Annotated in this window: 16 protein-coding genes; 11 read left to right on the forward strand and 5 right to left on the reverse strand. The window is 73.4% G+C overall.

The features are described from left to right. Nucleotides 1-3 precede the first annotated feature (3 nt). Entirely contained in the window at nt 4-1,446 is a 1,443-nt protein-coding gene (locus tag BRM1_RS11690) for an aldehyde dehydrogenase family protein (protein ID WP_160952265.1), read from the forward strand. 106 nt (nt 1,447-1,552) lie between these two features. Here the strand turns inward: BRM1_RS11690 and BRM1_RS11695 are convergent, their stop codons facing one another. After that, on the reverse strand, nt 1,553-4,402 hold the full coding sequence (locus BRM1_RS11695) for a YhgE/Pip domain-containing protein (protein WP_268526142.1): 2,850 nt from the start codon (nt 4,400-4,402) through the stop codon (nt 1,553-1,555). Nucleotides 4,403-5,076: 674 nt separating this feature from the next. Between BRM1_RS11695 and BRM1_RS11700 the strand changes: the two genes are divergently transcribed. After that, nucleotides 5,077-5,697, forward strand: a complete 621-nt coding sequence (locus BRM1_RS11700; protein WP_268526144.1) for a DMT family transporter — start codon at nt 5,077-5,079, stop codon at nt 5,695-5,697. 59 nt (nt 5,698-5,756) lie between these two features. Here BRM1_RS11700 and BRM1_RS11705 read toward each other — a convergent pair whose 3' ends face one another. Continuing rightward, nucleotides 5,757-6,281, reverse strand: a complete 525-nt coding sequence (locus tag BRM1_RS11705) for a hypothetical protein (protein ID WP_268526146.1) — start codon at nt 6,279-6,281, stop codon at nt 5,757-5,759. A 283-nt stretch (nt 6,282-6,564) separates the two neighbouring features. On the opposite strand from BRM1_RS11705, the gene BRM1_RS11710 reads away from it, so the two are divergent. Genes BRM1_RS11710 through purM form a run of 3 tightly spaced genes read left to right on the forward strand, consistent with a single transcriptional unit; the run spans nt 6,565 to nt 9,692 of the window. After that, nucleotides 6,565-7,092: a hypothetical protein gene (locus tag BRM1_RS11710; protein ID WP_160952269.1), complete on the forward strand. Its 528-nt coding sequence runs from the start codon at nt 6,565-6,567 to the stop codon at nt 7,090-7,092. Nucleotides 7,093-7,096: 4 nt separating this feature from the next. Continuing rightward, complete coding sequence (gene purF, locus BRM1_RS11715; RefSeq protein WP_160952270.1) at nt 7,097-8,584, forward strand: amidophosphoribosyltransferase; 1,488 nt, start codon at nt 7,097-7,099, stop codon at nt 8,582-8,584. Nucleotide 8,585: 1 nt separating this feature from the next. Then, nucleotides 8,586-9,692, forward strand: a complete 1,107-nt coding sequence (gene purM / locus BRM1_RS11720) for a phosphoribosylformylglycinamidine cyclo-ligase (RefSeq protein WP_160952271.1) — start codon at nt 8,586-8,588, stop codon at nt 9,690-9,692. Between the two features lie 114 nt (nt 9,693-9,806). Here purM and BRM1_RS11725 read toward each other — a convergent pair whose 3' ends face one another. Next, on the reverse strand, nt 9,807-10,022 hold the full coding sequence (locus tag BRM1_RS11725; protein ID WP_268526151.1) for a DUF3073 domain-containing protein: 216 nt from the start codon (nt 10,020-10,022) through the stop codon (nt 9,807-9,809). Nucleotides 10,023-10,217: 195 nt separating this feature from the next. Here BRM1_RS11725 and BRM1_RS11730 point away from each other — a divergent pair, with 195 nt between their 5' ends. Beyond that, nucleotides 10,218-11,033: a hypothetical protein gene (locus BRM1_RS11730; RefSeq protein ID WP_160952273.1), complete on the forward strand. Its 816-nt coding sequence runs from the start codon at nt 10,218-10,220 to the stop codon at nt 11,031-11,033. Between the two features lie 282 nt (nt 11,034-11,315). After that, complete coding sequence (locus tag BRM1_RS11735; RefSeq protein WP_160952274.1) at nt 11,316-11,555, forward strand: hypothetical protein; 240 nt, start codon at nt 11,316-11,318, stop codon at nt 11,553-11,555. A 79-nt stretch (nt 11,556-11,634) separates the two neighbouring features. Here the strand turns inward: BRM1_RS11735 and BRM1_RS11740 are convergent, their stop codons facing one another. Continuing rightward, a complete protein-coding gene (locus BRM1_RS11740; RefSeq protein WP_268526154.1) occupies nt 11,635-12,612 on the reverse strand; it encodes a hypothetical protein in 978 nt (325 codons plus the stop codon). Between the two features lie 229 nt (nt 12,613-12,841). Between BRM1_RS11740 and BRM1_RS11745 the strand changes: the two genes are divergently transcribed. The 4 genes from BRM1_RS11745 to BRM1_RS11760 all read left to right on the forward strand — a co-directional run bounded on the left by BRM1_RS11745 (nt 12,842) and on the right by BRM1_RS11760 (nt 18,271). Continuing rightward, a complete protein-coding gene (locus tag BRM1_RS11745) occupies nt 12,842-13,618 on the forward strand; it encodes a lytic transglycosylase domain-containing protein (RefSeq protein ID WP_160952276.1) in 777 nt (258 codons plus the stop codon). A 165-nt stretch (nt 13,619-13,783) separates the two neighbouring features. Continuing rightward, entirely contained in the window at nt 13,784-14,911 is a 1,128-nt protein-coding gene (locus tag BRM1_RS11750; RefSeq protein WP_268526156.1) for a methylenetetrahydrofolate reductase, read from the forward strand. Between the two features lie 44 nt (nt 14,912-14,955). Further along, nucleotides 14,956-17,301, forward strand: a complete 2,346-nt coding sequence (gene metE / locus BRM1_RS11755) for a 5-methyltetrahydropteroyltriglutamate--homocysteine S-methyltransferase (protein ID WP_268526158.1) — start codon at nt 14,956-14,958, stop codon at nt 17,299-17,301. Between the two features lie 265 nt (nt 17,302-17,566). Then, the gene (locus tag BRM1_RS11760) at nt 17,567-18,271 is read left to right on the forward strand and encodes a DUF1345 domain-containing protein (protein WP_268526160.1); all 705 of its coding nucleotides are present in this window, start codon (nt 17,567-17,569) and stop codon (nt 18,269-18,271) included. Between the two features lie 222 nt (nt 18,272-18,493). Here the strand turns inward: BRM1_RS11760 and BRM1_RS11765 are convergent, their stop codons facing one another. Beyond that, nucleotides 18,494-19,585, reverse strand: coding sequence for a hypothetical protein (locus BRM1_RS11765; protein ID WP_268526162.1), 1,092 nt, complete (start codon nt 19,583-19,585; stop codon nt 18,494-18,496). Between the last annotated feature and the right edge of the window lie 112 nt (nt 19,586-19,697).

A 19,697-nucleotide genomic window follows, 5' to 3' on the forward strand; every position in this document is an offset into this window, starting at 1 on the left:
CCCATGAGCGCACAGACGAAGCAGACGACGTCCTTCATCGCCGGGCGGCACGTGCCGTCCCTGCAGACCTACCCGAACATCGACCCCGCCACCGGCGCCGAGCTATGCCAGGTGGCCCGGGGCGGCGCCGCCGAGGTCGACGAGGCGGTCACCGCGGCCGCCGCGGCCCAGCGGGGCTGGGCGCGGACCTCGCCCGAGGAGCGCTCGCGGCTGCTCGTCGCCGCCGCGGGCCTCATCCGCCGCGATCGCGAGACCCTGGCCCGCCTCGAAAGCGAGGACACCGGCAAGCCGCTGGCCCAGGCCTACGCGGACGTGGACGTGTGCGCCCGCTACTTCGAATTCTACGGCCACACGATCGAGTCCTTCTACGGCTCCACGATCCCGCTGGGCGGGGACATGCACGTCTACACCCGCCGCGAGCCCTACGGGGTGACCGGCCACATCGTCGCGTGGAACTATCCCCTCCAGCTCGTCGGCCGGGCGGCCGCCACCTCGCTGGCCACCGGCAACTGCGCCGTGGCCAAGCCGGCGGACGAAACCCCGCGCAGCACCGTGGCCCTGGCCGAGCTCATCCACGAGGCCGGGTTCCCGGCCGGCGCGTTCAACGTCATCACCGGGTTGGGGGCCGAGGCCGGGGACGCCCTTGCCCACCACCCCGGCATCGCGCACCTGGGCTTCGTCGGCTCGACCGCCACGGGCTCGAAGATCGCGCACGCGGCGGCCGACCGCGTCATCCCCACCGTGCTGGAGCTGGGCGGCAAGTCCGCCAACGTCGTCTTCGCGGACGCGGACATCGACGCCGCGGTGCCCAGCCTCGTGCGCTCGATCATCCAGAACGCTGGGCAGACCTGCTCCGCCGGCTCGCGCCTCCTCGTCCACCGCGCCGTCCGCGCCGAGGTCGTGGAGAAGATGGCCGCGGCGTTCGGGCGCGTGGCGATCGGCCGCGGGGTCGACGACCCGGATCTGGGCCCGCTCGTCTCAGCCAAGCAGCTCGAACGGGTCACCGGCTTCCTCGACCGCCTCACCGCGGGCGAGGTGGTGGCTGGCGGGCGCTCCCCGGATGGCCTGCCCGAGGCGCTGGCCGGCGGGGCGTTCTTCGCCCCGACCCTGGTCGACGGGGTGTCGCCCGATGATGAGATCGCCCGCGAGGAGGTGTTCGGGCCCGTCGTGGTGGCCACGGAGTTCGACTCCGACGACGAGGCGGTCGCACTGGCCAACGGCACGGACTACGGCCTGGTCTCGGCCGTGTGGACGCAGAGCCTGGGGCGCGCGCACCGCATGGCCGCGGCAATCGAGGCCGGCCAGGTCTTCGTCAACACCTACGGTGCGGGCGGGGGAGTGGAGCTGCCGTTCGGCGGGTTCAAGAAGTCCGGCTACGGCCGCGAGAAGTCGATCGAGGCATTCGCGGAGTACACGCAGACGAAGACGGTCGTCGTGAAGCTGTGAGCCGCGCCCGCGGCCCGCGCGCCGCGTGGGGCACGGGCATGCGAGGGGCCCCCGACCGGCGGTCGTGGGCCCCTCGCATGAGCGCTGGCCGCTCAGCCAGCACCGCTCAGTAGATCGCCTCCGGCTGCTTGTGCACGCGCCCGGCGAACGGGCTGTGCCGGCGCAGGAGGATCCCGCCGAACGAGGCCGCAACGCCCAGGACCATCCAGGCGAGCACCGCGAGGAACGCCGCCGTGAAGCCGGAGCCGCCGCTGGCCAGTGCCGTGAGCCCGTCGAACACGGGGCTCAGGGGCACCAGCGGCCTGATCGCCTCGAGGGCCGGCGGCATGGCGGGCATAAGCTTCGCCGCCACCGCGAGGACCACGAACAGCACGGAGATCACTCGCCCGAAGCCGCCGAACAGCGACACGAGCGCGTGGTTGACCGCGGCGAACATGAGCGCGGAGAGGATCGCGAAGACGAGGAGCGCGGACGAGTCCGCCAGCCCCGTCTTCCACGCGAGCATCCCCACGATGCCCATGATGAGGCCCTGGACCACCGCCACGATCGCACCGGGGATGATCGCCCTGAGGTACACGCGCGCCGTGCGGGCGCCCGAGTGCACGAGCTTCGGGTCCATCGGGTGCACCACGAGGTACGTGGCCAGGCCGCCGATCCACAGGGAGAGCACCACGATGAGCGCGATCGCCGCGATGTTCGACACGAGCGAGGTGCTCGCGGGCGTCGTCACGGGCTCGGCCGCCACGGACTTCATGCGCTCGCGCATGGGCGCCGTGTAGTTGGGCGCCTGGTCGGAGCCCTTGGCCAGGGCGGTCTGCAGCTTGCCCGAGCCGTCCGTGAGCTTCTGCGAGCCGTCGGAGAGCCGCACGGCGCCGTCGTGGAGCTTCACGGAGCCCGTCTCGGCCTGCGCGACACCGTCGGTGTAGCGCCCGATGCCGTCGTTGAGCTTCGTCGCGCCATCGGCGAGCTTGCGGTTGCCGGCGGCCAGCGTGCCGGCGCCCTTCGCGAGCTTCGTCCCGCCCTCGTCGAGCTTGCCAGCGCCGTCGTCGGCCTGCTTGAGGCCGTCGACGAGCGCCGGGACGGCCTTGTTCAGCGTCGTCGTGCCGGCGTGGACCTTCTCCGCGCCGTCGGAGAGCTTGGTGCCGCCGTCGGAGAGCTTGCGCGCTCCGGCCGCCGCGGTGCCCGTCGCCGTGTGCAGCGTCTTCGCGCCCTTGGCCAGCTTGGGGGTGCTGTCCGCCAGCTTGCCGGCGCCCTCGGACACCTGCTTGGAGCCCGCGCGCAGCTTGTTCGAGCCGTCGACCGCCTGGACGCCGGCGTCGCGCAGCTGCTCGCCGCCCTTGGCCAGCTCGCCGGCAGGGTCCGCGGCCACCTTGAAGCCGTCGCGCAGCGTCCCGATGCCCGCGTCGAGCTTCTTGGCGCCGGTGTTGAGGTCACCCGCGCCGTCGGACAGATCGCCCGCGCCCTTCGTCAGCTTGTGCGCACCGCTCTTGAGCGTCTCGCCCTGTTCGTTCTTCGTGTCGTCGAGGCCTTGCTTGGCAGCGGTGAGGCCGCCGATGACGCCCTTGAGGACGGTGTAGCAGTCTTCGCTGTCGATCTTCACCCCAGCGGGTTCGCAGAACTGCTGACGGATCTTCTCGGGCGCTGCGCGCACTCCCACTGCCAGCTTGAGCTGTGCCCTGCTGGAGCCCAGCGTGCTGCTGGCCTTGTCGATGCCGTCCTCGAGGCTCTGCGCGCCCTTCGACAGGTCGCTGCCGCCCTGCTTGAGCCGGCCGCTGCCGTCGACGAGCTGCTCACTGCCGTCCTTGAGCTGGTCGAGGCCGCTCTTCGCGCCGGGCGCCGCGGTGATCGCGGTGCGGAACTGGTCGACGCCGTTCGTGTACTTGTCGATGCCCTCCTTCAGCTGCTTGGACTTGTCCTGCAGCTGGCCGACGCCGTCGTCGAGCTTCTTCGAGCCGTCGGCGAGCTTCCCCGCTCCGTCGTCGACCTGCTTCGTGCCGTCCTCGAGCTGGCCCGCCCCGTCGTCGATCTTGTCGAGTCCGTCGCCCAGGGTGTTCGCGCCCTTGCCGAGCTCGCCCGCGCCATCGGCGACCTTGCCGGCGCCGTCGTCGAGCTGCTCGACCTTCGAGGGCATGTCCTTCGTCTTCTCGCGCATGGTGCCGAGCCCGGTGGCGAGGCGCCCGGCTCCGCTGGAGAGCTGCGAGGCGCCGCCGGAGAGCGTATCGGCGCCCTTCGCGGCCGTGCCGGCGCCGTCGGCGAGCTGCTCCGAGCCGTCGCGCAGGTCACCGCTGTTGGACGACAGCTTGCCCAGGCCCTCGCGCAGCTGCGCGGTGCCGTCCTTCGCGGTGCCCAGCCCATCGGTGAGCTGCTGGCTGCCGTCGTGGATCTGGCCCGCGGCGTCGGAGCCCTTCTCGAGGCCCTTGCCCAGCTTCCCGAAGCCCAGGTAGAGCTTGTTGAGGTACTTCTCCGTCACGCCCTTGTTGAGCTTGCCCGTGGCGGTCTTCGCGATGGCCTGGCCGACGATCGCGTCGGTCAGGGGCCCCACCTCGGAGGTCTTGACGTCGATCTGCGCGGAGTTCGCGTCGTTGGGTTTGCCGGAGAACGAGGTCGCATCCGCCGTGAAGGACTCGGGGATGTCGATCGTGGCGGCGTACTCGCCGCTGCTCAGGCCCTTGTTCGCCTGCGCTGGGTCCTCGACGACCTCCCACGAGAAGTTCGATTCCTTGGTGCCGAGCAGACCGTCGCTGAGCTCCTTGCCCAGGTTCACGTCCTCCCCGTCCACGCGGACCGTGCGGTCGCTGTTGACGATGGCTGCGCGCACCTGGTGGAGCCGGCCGTTCGCGTTGAAGGCGGCCAGCGCGAAGCCGCCCGCCACCACGATCGGCACGAGCACGAGGCCCAGCAGCTGCAGCCATGACACGCGCGACGAAAGGCCGTGTCTGATAGCCGAGAATGACATCAAAGAAGACTCCTATGTCTAGTGAGGTCCGCCGCGGACCGCGGCCGAGCGCGCCGGCCGGTCGTCGACCCTGACGCACCCCGTCGCGATCCATGCGGTGCAGCGCAGCGGATCGACGGGCGGGGATCGCGGCGCTGCGGGATGGCCGTCGCGCTGTGCGATCTCCTGGAGAAAGCTAACCGCGAAATGTGAGCTGCACAACAATCGGATGCAGGGTTGTACACAGCATCACTAGTTACATGTAACTTTCCGTACTTTTTAGCGCTCGCGCACAGCCCACTCCTCCGCGGCGGACAGACCTCCCAAAACCGAAAAGATGTGGCGTGTATCACGATTTGGTTAGGGCCCGGTCCGGCTCGGGGTGTGACAGCATGACGCCGTGACCCGCTCGAAGCAGCCCCCGCCGCGGCCGGCCACAGGCCCCGGGGGACGCCGATGAGCGCGGGAGTCCTCGGCCTCGTCCTCCTGGCTGCGGTCTTCCACGCCGCGTGGAACATCGCCGCCAAGCGCGCCGACGGCTACGGCCGGGTCTTCGTCTGGGCCTACGGGCTGGCGGGCGCTCTCCTCCTCACGGCCCCGGCAGGCTGGATCATCGCGACCACTCCGGGTGCGCTCTCCTGGCCCGTGGTGGCGGCGGGCATCGTCACCGGCGCCCTGCACGTGGGCTACGGCCTGTGCCTGCAGACCGGATATGCGAAGGCGACCTGTCGATCGTCTATCCCGTGGCCCGCGGCGCCGGCCCCGTGCTCACCATGGCCGTGGCGATCGCGGTGCTGGGGGAGCGGCCCGGGTGGCTGGCGGTGGCCGGTGCGGCGGCGATCGTGGGCGGCATCGCGCTCCTGACCGCGCGCCGTCCCGCCGGCGGTGCGCGCGTGGGCCCCGGCCTCGTCTGGGGCCTGGCAACCGCGGCCTTCATCGCCGCCTATACGCTCTTCGACGGCCACGCGGTCAACGCCTGGGCCCCGCATCCGGTCGTCTACCTGTGGCTCAGCGGTGTCGTCCAGGCGCTGCTGCTCACGCCCTCGGCGCTGCGCCGGCGCGAGCTGGTCGCGGCGCTGGTCCGCCTGCGCGGGGCCACCGTGGTGCTCGTGGGGCTGCTGTCCTCGACCGCCTACCTCCTCGTGCTCGTCGCGATGCAGCGCGCCCCCATCTCCCTGGTCGCGCCCCTGCGGGAGACCAGCGTCGTGATCGGCCTCGTCCTCGCGCGCCTGCTCTTTCGCGAGCAGAGCCTGGGAGCGCGCATGGCGGGCGGCGCGGTCGTCGTCGCGGGCACCGCGCTCATCGCGCTCGGCTGAGCGCCCAGCCCGACGGCGGAACCTGCGGACCGCGGCCACCCGCGCCATCCCCGCAGCCGTTACCCGTCACGGCAGGCGCCGCCTTCGCCGCCGTCCGCGGAGTCTGCCCAGCCGAGGTCTGCCCGGAAGGTCCGAGCGTCACCACCCTCTGGCCATCCGAACTCTGGCCCTCCGAGCTCTGCCCCGCCGACCTGAGCATCGCCGAGCCCTGCCCCGCCGAGCCCTGCCCCGCCGACCTCGGCGTCGTCGAAGCCCAGCAGCTCACCGTCGAACGCGCCGCGCGCGCTCGGTGCGCACGCTCCCGGAGTGCTGCCCTCGAGAGGGCAGCCGTGCCACGTCGCGCTGAACCGCAGCGCGATGAGCTCCGCCTGCGCGCGGGAGTACGCCGGCGCCGGCCCGCGGGCCGCTGACCTCGCCGAATCGCAGACCCGCCGCCAGAAGAACGCGCACACCGCCTCGTAGCCCCACAGGTCCATGAGCGCGCGCAGCAGCTGCGCGTGGGTGAGGCGTGCGCCGCCCTGCGATTGCGCGGCGAGCGCGGCGCGGACCTCCGCCGCCCCCGCGCCTGCCCGAAGGTCCGCCATCGTGCCCGCTCCTCCCAGCCCGCCGCTCCCGCACAGCCCGGCCCGTGGCTCCCAGGCAGTCCGTCAGTCCGTTCCGCCGCCCCACACTGCGCAGTATGCGGGGAGGGACTGACACGGGCCGCGCCCGCGCTACAGCGCGGCCTTGGGCCGGCTGTGACCAGCGCATCTGTGTCCGCGAGCGGTGCTGAACTAGACTCGCACGGGCGGCTTTCGCGGGGCCGCGGACCAGCAGGGCAGTCCCCGAGGCGCCCGGGCCGGGACAGTGCGAGCAGCAGGGGAGTACATGAAGGACACGGTCGACGTCTCCGTGCGCAGGAGCCCCCGCTACGGGGTCTTCATCGGCGCGGGCATCGTGGCGGGCTTCGCCGTCGGCATGGTGCTCTGGCTCATCCCCGCGGACACCTCATCGCTGACCACGCAGTTCTCGCCCGCCGCCATCGTCGGCCTGCTCATGGCGCTGTGCGCCGCCGTCGGCGGCTTCGCCGGCGCCGTGGTCGCGCTCATCGTCGACCGGGTCGGCCTCAAGCGGGCCCGCCGCTACACCGTGGGCGCCGAGTACGAGCCGGTCGAGCGCCCGGTCGCCTCGTCCTCCGCCGCCGATGCCGAGTCCTCCTCGGCAGCCGCGGGCGCACCCACGACCGCAGACGCGCTGGCCGCCGCCGAAACCGATGCCGCCGCCGAACCCGAGCCCGCCGCTGCCGCGCCGTCCGCCGCTCCCGAGACCGCGGCCGGCGGCGCGGGCGGTTCGGAAGCTGGGCCGGCGGACGGCGCCGTGCGCGGCGCGGGCGGCCCGTCCGATATGGAAGAATGAGACCGTGGCACGACCTGATGGGCGCTTGACCCACGAACTCGACGCAGACGACAAGAAGCCGCAGGACGAGTGCGGCGTATTCGGCGTATGGGCGCCCGGTGAAGAGGTGTCGAAACTCGTCTTCTACGCCCTCTACGCGCTCCAGCACCGCGGGCAGGAGTCCGCCGGCATCGCCGCGAGCAACGGCAAGCAGATCCTCGTCTACCGGGACATGGGGCTCGTCTCCCAGGTCTTCGACGAGAACGACCTCGCCACGCTGCCCGGGCACCTGGCCGTCGGCCACACGCGCTACTCGACGACCGGCTCGTCCTCGTGGGAGAACGCGCAGCCCACCCTGGGCCCCACGCCGTTCGGCACGGTGGCGCTCGCCCACAACGGCAACCTCACGAACTTCGAGCGCCTCCAGGAGATGGCCGACGAGGCGACGAGCGCGCACCAGGAGCAGGTGAAGCTCGCGACGAAGAAGAACGCGCGCACCCGGCCCCACCGCGATTCCTCGAACGACACCTCGCTCGTCACCGAGCTGCTGGCCACCTCGCCCGGTGACGACCTCGTGCAGTCCGCGCTCAGCCTGTTCCCCAAGCTCGAGGGCGCGTTCTGCTTCGCGTTCATGGACGAGCACACCCTCTACGCCGCCCGCGACCCCCACGGGGTGCGCCCGCTGGCGCTGGGGCGCCTGGAGCGCGGCTGGGTCGTCGCGAGCGAGACGGCGGCCCTCGACATCGTCGGCGCCTCGTTCGTGCGCGAGGTGGAGCCCGGGGAGCTCATCGCGATCGACGAGGACGGCCTGCGCTCCTACCGCTTCGCCGAGCCCCAGCAGGAGGCGCGCTGCGTCTTCGAGTACGTCTACCTCGCCCGCCCGGACAGCATCCTGCACGGCAAGACCGTGCACACCGCGCGCACGGAGATGGGCCGAGTGCTGGCCCGCGAGCACCCCGTCGATGCGGACATGGTCATCGCGACCCCGGAGTCGGGCACCCCGGCGGCCGTGGGCTACGCGGAGGAGTCGGGCATCCCCTTCGGCCAGGGGCTCATGAAGAACGCCTACGTGGGCCGCACGTTCATCCAGCCCTCCCAGACGATCCGCCAGCTGGGCATCCGCCTCAAGCTCAACCCGCTGCGCGAGAACATCGTCGGCAAGCGCCTCGTCGTCGTCGACGACTCCGTGGTGCGCGGCAACACGCAGCGCGCGCTCGTGCGGATGCTGCGCGAGGCCGGTGCGGAGGAGATCCACGTGCGGATCTCCTCGCCGCCGGTCAAGTGGCCCTGTTTCTACGGCATCGACTTCGCCACCCGCGCCGAGCTCATCGCCAACGGCCTGACGAACGACGAGATCTGCAAGTCCCTGGGCGCGGACTCCCTGGGCTACATCTCGATCGACGGCATGATCGAGGCCACCGGCCAGCAGGCCGACCAGCTGTGCACCGCGTGTTTCTCCGGCTCCTACCCCATCCCGCTCGAGGCGGGCCTCGACCCCCAGAAGGGCTGCTGACATGGCTGAGACGGGCAATCCGGGCGATCAGAGCGCAACGACCTACGCCGCCGCGGGCGTGGACGTCGACGCCGGCGACCGCGCCGTGGAGCTCATGAAGTCCGCCGTCGCCGCCACGCACACCCCGGGGGTGGTGGGCGCGACCGGTGGATTCGCCGGGATGTTCGACGTGAGCATGCTCAAGGACTACGAGCGGCCCCTGCTGGCCACCTCGACCGACGGGGTGGGCACGAAGGTCGCGATCGCGCAGGCGCTCGACATCCACGACACGATCGGCTGGGACCTCGTGGGCATGGTCGTCGACGACATCGTCGTCGTGGGCGCCAAGCCGCTCATCATGACCGACTACATCGCCTGCGGCCACGTGGTGCCCGAGCGCATCGCGGCGATCGTGCGCGGCATCGCGGAGGCGTGCGCCAGCGCCGGGGTCGCCCTGGTGGGCGGCGAGACCGCCGAGCACCCCGGGCTGCTCGCGGCGGACGAGTACGACGTCGCCGGTGCCGCGACCGGCGTCGTCGAGGCCTCCCGCGCACTCGGCCCCGAGCGCGTGGCCGCGGGCGACGTGCTCCTGGGGCTGCCCTCGTCCGGTCTGCACTCGAACGGCTTCTCCCTCGTGCGCCGGATCATCGCCGATGCCGGCTGGCGCCTCGAGCGCGAGGTCACCGAGTTCGGCCGCACCCTCGGCGAGGAGCTGCTCGCGCCCACTCGCGTCTACGCCGGCGAGCTGCTCGAACTCCTCGAGCGGGTGCCGGGCGCCGTCCACGCGATGTCGCACGTCACCGGGGGCGGCCTGAGCGCCAACGTGGCGCGGGTGCTGCCCGCCGGCCTCATCGCCGTCATGGAGCGCAGCACGTGGGACGTGCCTGTTGTCTTCGATGTGCTCGGCGACCTGGGCCACGTGCCCCGCGAAGACCGGGAGCGGACGTGGAACCTGGGGGTCGGCATGGTGCTCGCCGTCGATGCCGCGCAGGCCGACGCCGTGCTCGCCGCTGTGCCGGGGGCGTGGCGGCTGGGCGAGGTGGCAGCGGACGACGGCTCGCTTGCCCAGGCCCCGGGCTATGTCTCCGGTGCCAAGGGCGTGCAGGGCGGCGCGGCCATCCTGCGCTGAGGACGGCGCACGCGAACGGGCCCCGGGTGAGGGAGAGCCCGGACGGCGCACGCGAACGGGCCCCGCACCTGCGGGGCCCGTTCGGCGTTCTGCGGCTCGTGCTGAGCGGCGGGGTCAGCGCTGCTCCGATTCCTCCGGCTCGTCGTCGACGTCCGCGTACTTGTCCGCGTAGTCGGAGTAGTCGGGCTCATCATAGGGATCGGCGCCGGAGTCCGAGCCGTGCTCTCCGCCGAGCTCCTTCTGGAGAGCACCCAGATCGGTGTCCGGGCTGTAGTACTTGAGCTTCCGGGCTACCTTGATCTGCTTCGCTTTTGCGCGGCCGCGACCCACAGGCGTCGACCCCCTCCGTCTTCGACCCGGGGCGCAGCAATGGGGCCCCGTCCAGCTTCGTCACTTCTCTGCGGTCCGATTCTAGCGGCTCCCACCCGCTTGTGCCATTTGCCAAGACGGCCGGCAAGACGGGCCGCGGCGGCACCGGCAGCCGCGGGGTGCGGGGCGCTGCCGCCCTGCGGATACGCTGGGGCCATGCCGTACGAGCGCCGATACCTCATCGAACTGCGGATCTTCGAGCCCCTCGTGGTCCACCCGGATCTCGAGGACTACCCGGTCAGCGACAACCGGACGATGATCCTCCGGCTCGCCGGGGAGGACGCCGACGCCCGGCTCATCAGCCTGCCGCCGGACCCCGTGGCCGACTCCTACCGCGGCACGCCCATCATGATGACGGGTGCGGACGCGGGGGACGGCATCGATCGGGTCTGCCCGCTGCAGGACGATATCCGCTCCTGGCACGCGCTCGAGGCCCTGAGCGAGTCGTCCTCGAAGGCCGAGCTCGACGCGATGGTGCCCAAGTCCGCGCGGCGCCGCGCGGCCGCCCACCGCGTCGAGTGGCTGCAGGGCGAGCCGGATACGCGCGTGTTCACCCGCACCTCGGCGTGGGATGTCTCACCGGTGTGGTGGCTGGCGATCGATCCCGAGGAGGACCAGGTGATCGCCGACGAGACCGAGCACGGTCATCGGGTGCGCATCCGGGTGCCCATCCTCACCGCCGCGTCGCGGGTCGAATGGGCGGTCTCCGTGCTCAAGGAGAAGTCGCGGCTGAGCGCGGTCGTCGAATCCGCGGAGCAGTTCTCGGACTGGCTCGACTCGTTCGACATGAACTCGATCGTCGAGCTGGACCTGGGCGGGATGAGCGAGATCATCTACCCGGAGACCGGTGCGGACCTGGTGAGCGACTGGGTGGACGCACTCGACGCCGACGACCGCGAATCCGCGATCGCCGCGTTCAACGCCTACACACGGCAGTGGGAGGCGCTCGGCCTCTACGCCCGCGGCAGCTGAGGCGGGGCCGCCGCCGGCCATGACGACGGCCCCGGGGGATGCCCGCAGGCACGGGGAGTGCCGGGGCATCGCTGCCCTGGCACGTGCCACGCTACTGGCGGGGGACTCGGGGGCCCAGGCCTCCGGCTGGGTATTCACACAGTGTTTACAGGCCCGGCCCCGGTCCGAGGCGCGCGCTGGGTAGCGTGGGAGGCGCGGTCGGCCGCCCTGCGCGCCCCCGCCCGCGCGCAGCTCAGGGGTTCCGGGCCGCGCGGTGCCGATACCGGAGGGACGAAAAAGACGATGGTCTTCGCATTCGCTTTCACCGCCCTGCTCGTGCTGACCGGACTGTGCACGAGCGCCGTCGTGGGCCTGCGTCGTCAGCGCCGTTTCCTCGCCTCACGTGCGGATGCGGTCGACGGGGACGGCGCCTCGGTCGGCGGCAGCGGTGCCGAGGCCGGCCCCGCCGCGGCCGGAGCCGCGCTGCCGGAGGGACTTGCGGCCGAGGGCGGTCCGATGCGTGCCGCGGGAACCGCCGCCTGACGGGTGCGCGGCATCGCCGCGCTGGGTCCGCACCATCGCTGCGCCGGAGCCGGGCGGCTTGGCGCCGCCCCCACCGGGTTCAGGAGCCGTGCGCCCGCCGCTCGAGGGCGGGGTCGACGAAGACGACCAAGCGCGTGTTCGCCGCCTCGAAGTGCAGGACGAGCACCGCATCGCCGGCCCCCGTGTGACGTGCCGTGGGCAGCCCGGTCGTGGGGGTGGCCGGAAGGCCAGGGCCTGTCTCCCGCGCACCGGTGTTGTCGAAGTCCAGCAGCTGGATCGAGCTCAGGTCCGTCCAGGAGCGGTGCGCCCAGCGCATGCGCCTGTCCATGGCGGCCACGATCTGGGCGCCGGTGACGGTGCTGGGAACCGCCGCCGCTCCCACCTCGCCGTAGAGCGTGAAGCGGCCGAATGTGAGGGGGCCGTCCACCCCGGTGCCGGCGCTCGCGAGCGCCCGCTTGAACCCGAAGTCGCCGGCGAACCGGACGGCTGCCGCGTCCCGGTGGAGCGAGAGCCCCGTGATGGCACCGGAGCCCATCTCATGGGCCTCATCCCACAGCTGTTCGACGCTGGGCGCGCGGAGGAATGTTTCCCGGTAGGCGGAGGGGCGGCCGTCGATGCGCACGCCCTCGGGCCCGCTCACCGCGGTGATCGCCGTGGAGAGCCTGATCATCGTGGCGCCCCAGCCGGGCGCGGAGCCGGCGCAGGCGACCATGTCGCCGAAGGGGATGGCGTCGAGGGACTCACTCAGCGTGCCCCGGGTGCCCAGCACGGGCATGTCCGCTTCGTCCGCCACGTCGCCGACCGCACACGAGGCCCCCTGTCGGCTGCGGCCCCGCGCCCACCGCTCGCACACCTGGGCGTAGGCGTAGCGGAAGTCCTCGCCCTGGGTCTTCGCCGCCGCTTCCAGGGCGGACCGGATGCCGTCCTCGGTGGGCTCCACGCGGAACTCGCCGGCCCGCTTGGAGCCAGAAGTCCAGGGGGCGCAGCCGGCGGTGCTGGCCAGGGCGGCTGCGGCGCTCGCGCTCAGACCCGTGCGGAGGAGGGTTCGTCGATCCATGTCGGTCCTTGCGGTCGCGGATGTCTGCTGCCGATGTCTGCCGGCAGGCTAGCGCGGCATTGCGAGGCTCGGAGGGGAATCCGGCCCCCTGTGGCCGGTTTGGCTCACCCCGGCACGCGTGGCGGGAGTTTGCGCGGGGCGGACCGGCGCGCGGGCCGAGTTCCCCGCCGGGTGAGGGTGTCCTCGCTAGGCTGGTCGGGATGGCGGCAGACGATGGAGGGATGGGCGCATGAGCAGGTCGGAGAAGGGCTTCCTGGTGGGAGCGATCCTCGCCGTGCTCGTGCTGCTCGTGGGCGGCGGACTCGTGGTGGGCGGGGTGATCGGCCCGCGCCAGTCCCAGGGCACCTCGGCGGAGATCCAGGACGGCGAGCCGGCGGCGCCCAGCGCCGCTCAGACCGCCGCGGATGCCGCCCCCACCCCGGCGGCCAGTCAGAAGCCGGCCGACGCCGTCGACTCGGCGTGGGTGCGGGCGACCGAGGCCAGCACGGGCATCCCCGGCCGCGCGCTGCGGGCGTACGCCGCGGCCGCCGCGAAGGTCGATCGCGAGCAGCGCGAGTGCGGGCTGTCGTGGAACACGGTGGCGGCGATCGGGCAGATCGAGTCGAATCACGGGCGGGAGGGCGGCGCGCACATCACGGCCGACGGGACCACCTCGAAGCCCATCGTGGGCGTGGCGCTCGACGGCGTGAACGTCAAGAACATCCCGGACACGGACAACGGCAAGCTCGACGGGGACAAGGAGCACGACCGCGCAGTGGGCCCCATGCAGTTCATCCCGCAGTCCTGGCGCCAGTTCGGGCGCGACGGCAGCGGTGACGGCAAAGCGGACCCGCACAACATCGACGATGCCGCGCTCACGGCGGCCGGCTACCTGTGCGCCTCGGGCGAGGTCAGCTCCGCGGCCGGGTGGGACCGGGCTATCCGCTCGTACAACGACTCCGATGTCTACGTGCGCGATGTGCTTGCCGCGGCGAACTCGATCGCCGCGCGCGCAGGGCGCTCCTGACGGGCCGAGCGCACGGCGCCCCGATGCCGAGGCGGTCATCGAGCTGACGGCCCGGATGCCGCGTGGGGCGGTCCATGACCGCGTGTGACGGGCGGTGACGCCTAAGCGACGGCGCGTGACAGCCCCGCGCCGCGGTGGGGCGCCGCCGTGCCTACGGTGCCGGGCATGGACATCTCCGCTGCCGGCGCCCCAGCGCCGCATCCGGCCCGCACGGCCCCTGCACCGGGCCCGGCCGCCGACCGTGCCGGCACGCCCGCCGGCGGCTCGGGCACGCCCGCCGACGGCTCCGGCACGGGCGCTGACCGCTCGGGTACGGCCGTCGACCGCCCCGCTGCGGCGCGCTCCGCCTCGGCCCCGCTCGATGCCGCGGGCGTCGGCGACCCGCTGCCCGAGCGCGCCACCCGCCCCGCCCTCAGCTTCGAGGTCATCCCCCCGCGCACCGCCGCCGCGCACCGCGCGCTGCCGGCCCTCATCGAGACGATCGGCGGCTACCGCCCCGACTATGTGGCGATCACGAGCTCGCCGACCTCCGGCTGGTCCCAGGGCACCGCGGACTTCGTCTCCGCGCTGGCGGCCGACCCGCGGCTGCGCCCACTGGCCCACCTCACGTGCACCGGCGCCCCGCGCCCGCTGCTGGAGGCGTGGATCGACCACTTCGTGGCGGCGGGCGTCCGCGGCTTCCTCGCGATCCGGGGCGACCTGCCCCCGGGCGCGCGCGCCCCTCAGCCGGGGCACCTGCGCCACGCCGACGAGCTCGTCTCGCTCATCCGCACCGCCGAGGCCCAGCAGGCCGCCCGGTTCTGCGCCGGCCGCCTCGCGGTGGGCGTGGCGGCCTACCCGGGCGGGCATCCCGAGTCCCCGGATAGGGACTTCGACATCGACGTGCTCCTGGCCAAGCAGCGCACCGGCGCGGACTTCGCCCTCACCCAGCTCTTCTTCGACCCACGCGACTACGCCGACCTCGTGCGGCGGGCGCGGCTGGCCGGGGTCACCCTGCCCATCATCCCCGGCATCTTCCCCCTCACCTCGCCCCGGCGCCTCGAGCGCATGGGCCGGCTGGCGGGCCTGCGGCCGCCGCCGCAGCTGGCGCGCGCGCTCGCCGCCGCGCCCACCCCGGCCGCCCAGCGGGACATCGGGCTGGCCGCCACCGCCGCACTCGCCCGCGCCGTGCTCGCCGCCGGCGCGCCCGGCCTCCACCTGTACACATTCAACGACGCCGAGGTCACCGGCGAGCTGCTCGACCGGCTCGACCTGGCCCCCGCCGCACCCGCGGCCGCGCTCCGGCCCATCTGATCCCGCACCCCCCGCAACACCACCCCACCGCAGAAAGGCACCCGATGACGATCCTCACCGCTGACCAGCACGCCCACCTCCAGCGCACCCCGTTCCCCCGCGCCACGATCGCGGGCTATCCGCGCATCGGCCCCGAGAGGGAGCTCAAGCGGGCGCTCGAGGCCCACTGGGCCGACCGCATCACCGCCGGCGAGCTCGACTCCGCCGCCCACAGCCTGCGCCTCGACGCCTACCGCCGGCTGCAGGAGCTGGGCCTGCGCGAGGACTGGGCGATTCCGCTCGACTTCGCCCTCTACGACCACGTGCTCGAGACCGCCCTCACGGTGGGGCTGCTGGGCGGGGAGGCCGCGCACATCGACCACGGGGAGTACTTCGCGCTGGCCCGCGGCACCCAGGAGCGCCAGCCGCTCGAGATGACGAAGTGGTTCGACACGAACTACCACTACCTGGTCCCCGAGGTGGCCGATGCGGCGCCCCTGCGCCCGCGGCCCGAGCGCCTCGTGGCCCTCGTCGCCGAGGCGCGGGACGCCGGCGTGCTCGCCCGCCCCGTCCTCGTGGGCCCGGTCACGCTGCTCGCGCTGTCGAAGGCCGCCCCCGGCGCCGGGCGCCCGCTCGATCGCCTCCCCGAGCTCGTCGCCGCCTACGCCCGGGTGCTGGCCGCCCTGCACGAGGCCGGTGTCGCCTGGGTCCAGCTCGACGAGCCCGCGCTCGTGGCCGACCTCGACGCCGCACCGGACGCGGAGCTCGCAGGGCTGGCCGAGGACGCCTACCGCACGCTGCTGGGAGCACGGGACAGGCCGCAGGTGCTGGTGGGCGCGCCGTACGGGACGCTGCGCGCCGGGCTAAGTGCGCTCGCCTCGGCGGCCCCCGAGGCGCTGGCCGTGGACCTCTCACCCGCTGTCCAGGCGCAGGACCCGGACTACCCCCAGCGGTTGGGCCGCGAGGTGCCCGCCCGCACCCGGCTGGTCGCCGGCTGCATCGACGGCCGCAACGTGTGGACCGCCGAGCTGCGCGGCGGACTCGAGGTCCTGGCGGGGCTGGGCCGCGGGGCCGACGTGAGCGTGACGACGTCGACCTCCCTGCTGCACGTGCCCTACACCCTGGCCGCGGAGACCGGGCTGCCCGTCGACGTGGCCGGCTGGCTGTCCTTCGCCGCCGAGAAGGTCATCGAGGTCGAGGCGCTGGCCGCCGCGTTGGCCGCCGGCGACCCCGCCGTGCGCGCGGAGGCGTTCGCGCGCTCGGACCGGGCCCGGCGCACCCGCGCCGCCTCGGAGCGCACGCACGATGCCGCGGTCCGCGCGCGCACGGCAGGCCTCCCGGCCCGCGTGGAGCGCGAGCCACTGGCACAGCGCCGCGCGGCCCAGGAGCGCCTCGGGCTGCCCGAGCTGCCCACGACGACGATCGGCTCGTTCCCGCAGACGCCGGAGATCCGGCGGGCGCGTGCGGATGTGCGCGCGGGCAGGATCGGCGAGGAGGAGTATGCCGCGCTCATGCGCGAGGAGATCGCGCGGGTCGTGCGGCTGCAGGAGCAGCTGGGCCTCGACGTCGTCGTCCACGGCGAGCCGGAGCGCAACGACATGGTGCAGTACTTCGCCGAGCACCTCGAGGGCTTCACGACCACGGCGCGCGGGTGGGTGCAGTCGTATGGCAGCCGCTGCACGCGCCCGCCCATCCTGTTCGGCGACGTCTCCCGCCCCGCGCCCATCACCGTGCCGTGGTCGCAGTACGCGGCGGGCCTGACCGACCGGCCGGTCAAGGGCATGCTCACGGGCCCCGTGACGATCCTCGCGTGGTCGTTCGCGCGCGACGACGAGCCGCTGTCCGTGCCCGCCGCCCAGCTGGGCGTGGCCCTGGGCGACGAGGTGGCCGACCTCGAGCGCGCCGGGATCCCCATCGTGCAGGTCGACGAGCCGGCGCTGCGCGAGCTGCTGCCGCTGCGCGCGGACGCCCGCGCCGCGTATCTGGAGTGGGCGGTGCGGGCCTTCCGGCTCGTCGCGTTCGATGCCGCTGCGGCCACCCAGATCCACACGCACCTGTGCTATTCGGAGTTCGGCCAGATCCTCACCGCGATCGAGGCCCTCGATGCCGATGTCACCTCGATCGAGGCGGCGCGCTCGCGCATGGAGCTGCTGGGGGAGCTGGAGGAGGGCTTCGAGTCCCAGCTGGGCCCCGGCATCTACGACATCCACTCCCCGCGGGTGCCGGGGGTGGACGAACTCGCCGAGCTCCTGCGCGCAGCCCTCACCCGGGTGCCGGCGGGGCGCCTGTGGGTCAACCCGGACTGCGGGCTCAAGACGCGCGGCTACGCGGAGGTCGAGGCGGCGCTGCGCAACCTCGTGGCCGCCCGGGACCGGGTGCGCGCCGAGGCGCTGGCCGGCGCCCGGGCCTGAGCGGCCGCCGGGCGGGGCGCGCCCGTGCGGGGGCACCGACCACGGCGGGCCCGCACATGGTTTGGGGCCCGCCCGAGCGGGCCCGCAGATGGGCGAGGCCGGCTCGGACACGGGCGGAGCTGCACGCGTACGGCTCCGCACACGGTCGCTCCCGCGCGGCGGCGGTCGCGCCCGCGCACCGCTGACGGGCCGGGCTCGCTAGGCTGGGTGCGAACGGACCGCCGCTGCCCGCGCGGGCCCGCCCCACCGCCGGAGAGGACCCCTCGTGCCGCAGCCTGCAGCCCACCGCACCTCGCCCCATCGCATCCGCTGGATGTTCGAACGCCGCCGCGTGCTGCTGAGCGCGATCGCAGCCCTCATCGTCGCAGCGGTGGTGTTCCCCGCCGCCGCGGTGTCGTCCCAGTTCGCCTACGTGGATGCGCTCGTCGTCGTGCTGCTCGTCTACCTGGTCGTGCACATGGTGATCACGGGCCTCGTCTTCCACGGCGCCACGGACGCGGACATCGATGCGTGGGCCGAGCGCGACAGCCGCGGCACGTTCGCGCAACGCTACCTGCTGGGCACGGCGCCGGGGCCGGGCGCGTCGATCTTCGTGGCCGCGGTTGCGATGTTCGTGGCGATGGTCTGGCTGCCGGGCAACGCCTCGACCTCGCTGCCCACGTGGCTGCGCATCACGATCGGCGTGACGCTCGTCGTCGTGGCCTGGTGCGAGGTGCTGCTGTCGTTCACCGTGACGTTCCGCGCCGACGATGCCCTGCAGGACGACTCCGGCCTCGACTTCCCGGGCACGCAGAACCCGGCGCCCTCGGACTACGTCTACTTCGCGCTGTCGGTCATGGTCACGTTCGGCACCACCGACGTGAGCGTGACCTCGAGCGACATGCGCAAGACGGTGACCGCCAACGCCATCATTGCGTTCGTTTTCAACACGGTCATCGTCGCCGCGGCCGTGTCCGTGCTCATGGGCTGAGCCGCTCCGCGCTGCCCCGGGCCGAGGTGCGGGGCGGAGCATCGCCCGACCGCGCCTCGGCGGGGAGGGCGAGCCCAGAGCGGGCGCTGGGGGGTGAGGCTGGGCCTCGCCTGCGGGACGAACCGGCGACGCGCCTCGGGGGCGGGCGAGGCCTGATGACAGGGGCGGGAGCGGCGAGGCCACGGGCGGGCGAGGCCGTGGGTGAGCGAGGCGCGGGTGCGCTCAGGCGCCGGGGCCCGAGCTCCACTGCTGTCCGGGTGCAGGGGGCATGCCGCCCGGGCCGGGATACGCCTGGCCCGGAGGTGCCTGGCCGGCGCCGGGCTGGTTGTTCGCACCCGCCTGGCCGGGCTGGCCGGCCCAGGCGCTCGGGTCGCCGCCGTAGCCGGGGGCCGCGCCCGGGCCGTAGGCCTGCCCGGCGCCGTGCGCCCAGCTTCCCGCCGCGCGAGCCTGGGAGCGCTTGGCCGCGCTCGTGCAGATGAGCACGATGATGAGCAGGATGGCGCTGTAGATGACGCCGAAGACGATCGCGCCGATGCACTGCACGAGGGTGCCGGCCGCCCGGGAGCCGCCAGCATCGCCGAGCATGCGGGTGACGATGGCGTTCTCGAAGACGCGGACGATGACGGTCGGGGCCGTGGCCATGAGGAAGGCCCACCAGTGGAATCCGCGGGCCGCAAGGTAGGCGCTGATGAGGAGGCCATTGGCGATGCCGTACAGGAACGGGAAGAACAGCAGGACGAGGAGCATCAGGAGCGCCTCGTCGCCTTCGACGGCGGGCCCGTTGAACAAGAGTGCGATGGCCCCATACACGGCGGACGTGAGGATGCTCAGCCCGCAGGAGCCCCCGAGCAGCCAGAACGCCAGCCGGCGGGGCTTCCCCACCGGATGCGCCATGGCGATGGCGATCCCCATGAGGAGGGTGCCGACGAGCGCCGCCGCGATCCCGGGCAGCGGGCCCCACAGGCTGTCACTCGCGGGCCCCAGAGCCGTATACAGGACGAATGCGACGATGGGCGTGATGAGGGTGAGCGCGAAGAGCGAGGCGCAGGCGAGGATGAGGCTGATGGGCGGGCCGCCTGCGGCGTGCGGCTGGGTGGGTGCGCCCGGCTGGCCTCCGGAGGCCGGGGGACCGGCCTGGGCGGGCGCGAGCGGGCCTCCGGCGCCCTCGACGCAGGCGTTCACCGCGTGCGGGTGGTAGTCCTGCTGGCCGTAGCCCGGCGCCCCCGGAGCGTAGCCGTAGCCGGGTGCCCCCGGCCCCGGGTACGGGCCGCTCGGCTGGCCCGCGGGCCCCAACTGCTGCGGGTGCTCGCTCATGTGTGCCTCTCCGGTGCGTCGGTTCGTCGTGCCGGGCTGCGTGCTCCCCATTATGCCCGCTCGCTACGAGGCTCGTAGCACAGTGCGCATATGCACCCCCCGCGCTCTGCTG

Origin of the sequence: Brevibacterium sp. BRM-1 (assembly GCF_026802075.1) — a bacterium.
GTDB classification, from domain to species: Bacteria; Actinomycetota; Actinomycetes; order Actinomycetales; family Brevibacteriaceae; genus Brevibacterium; species Brevibacterium rongguiense.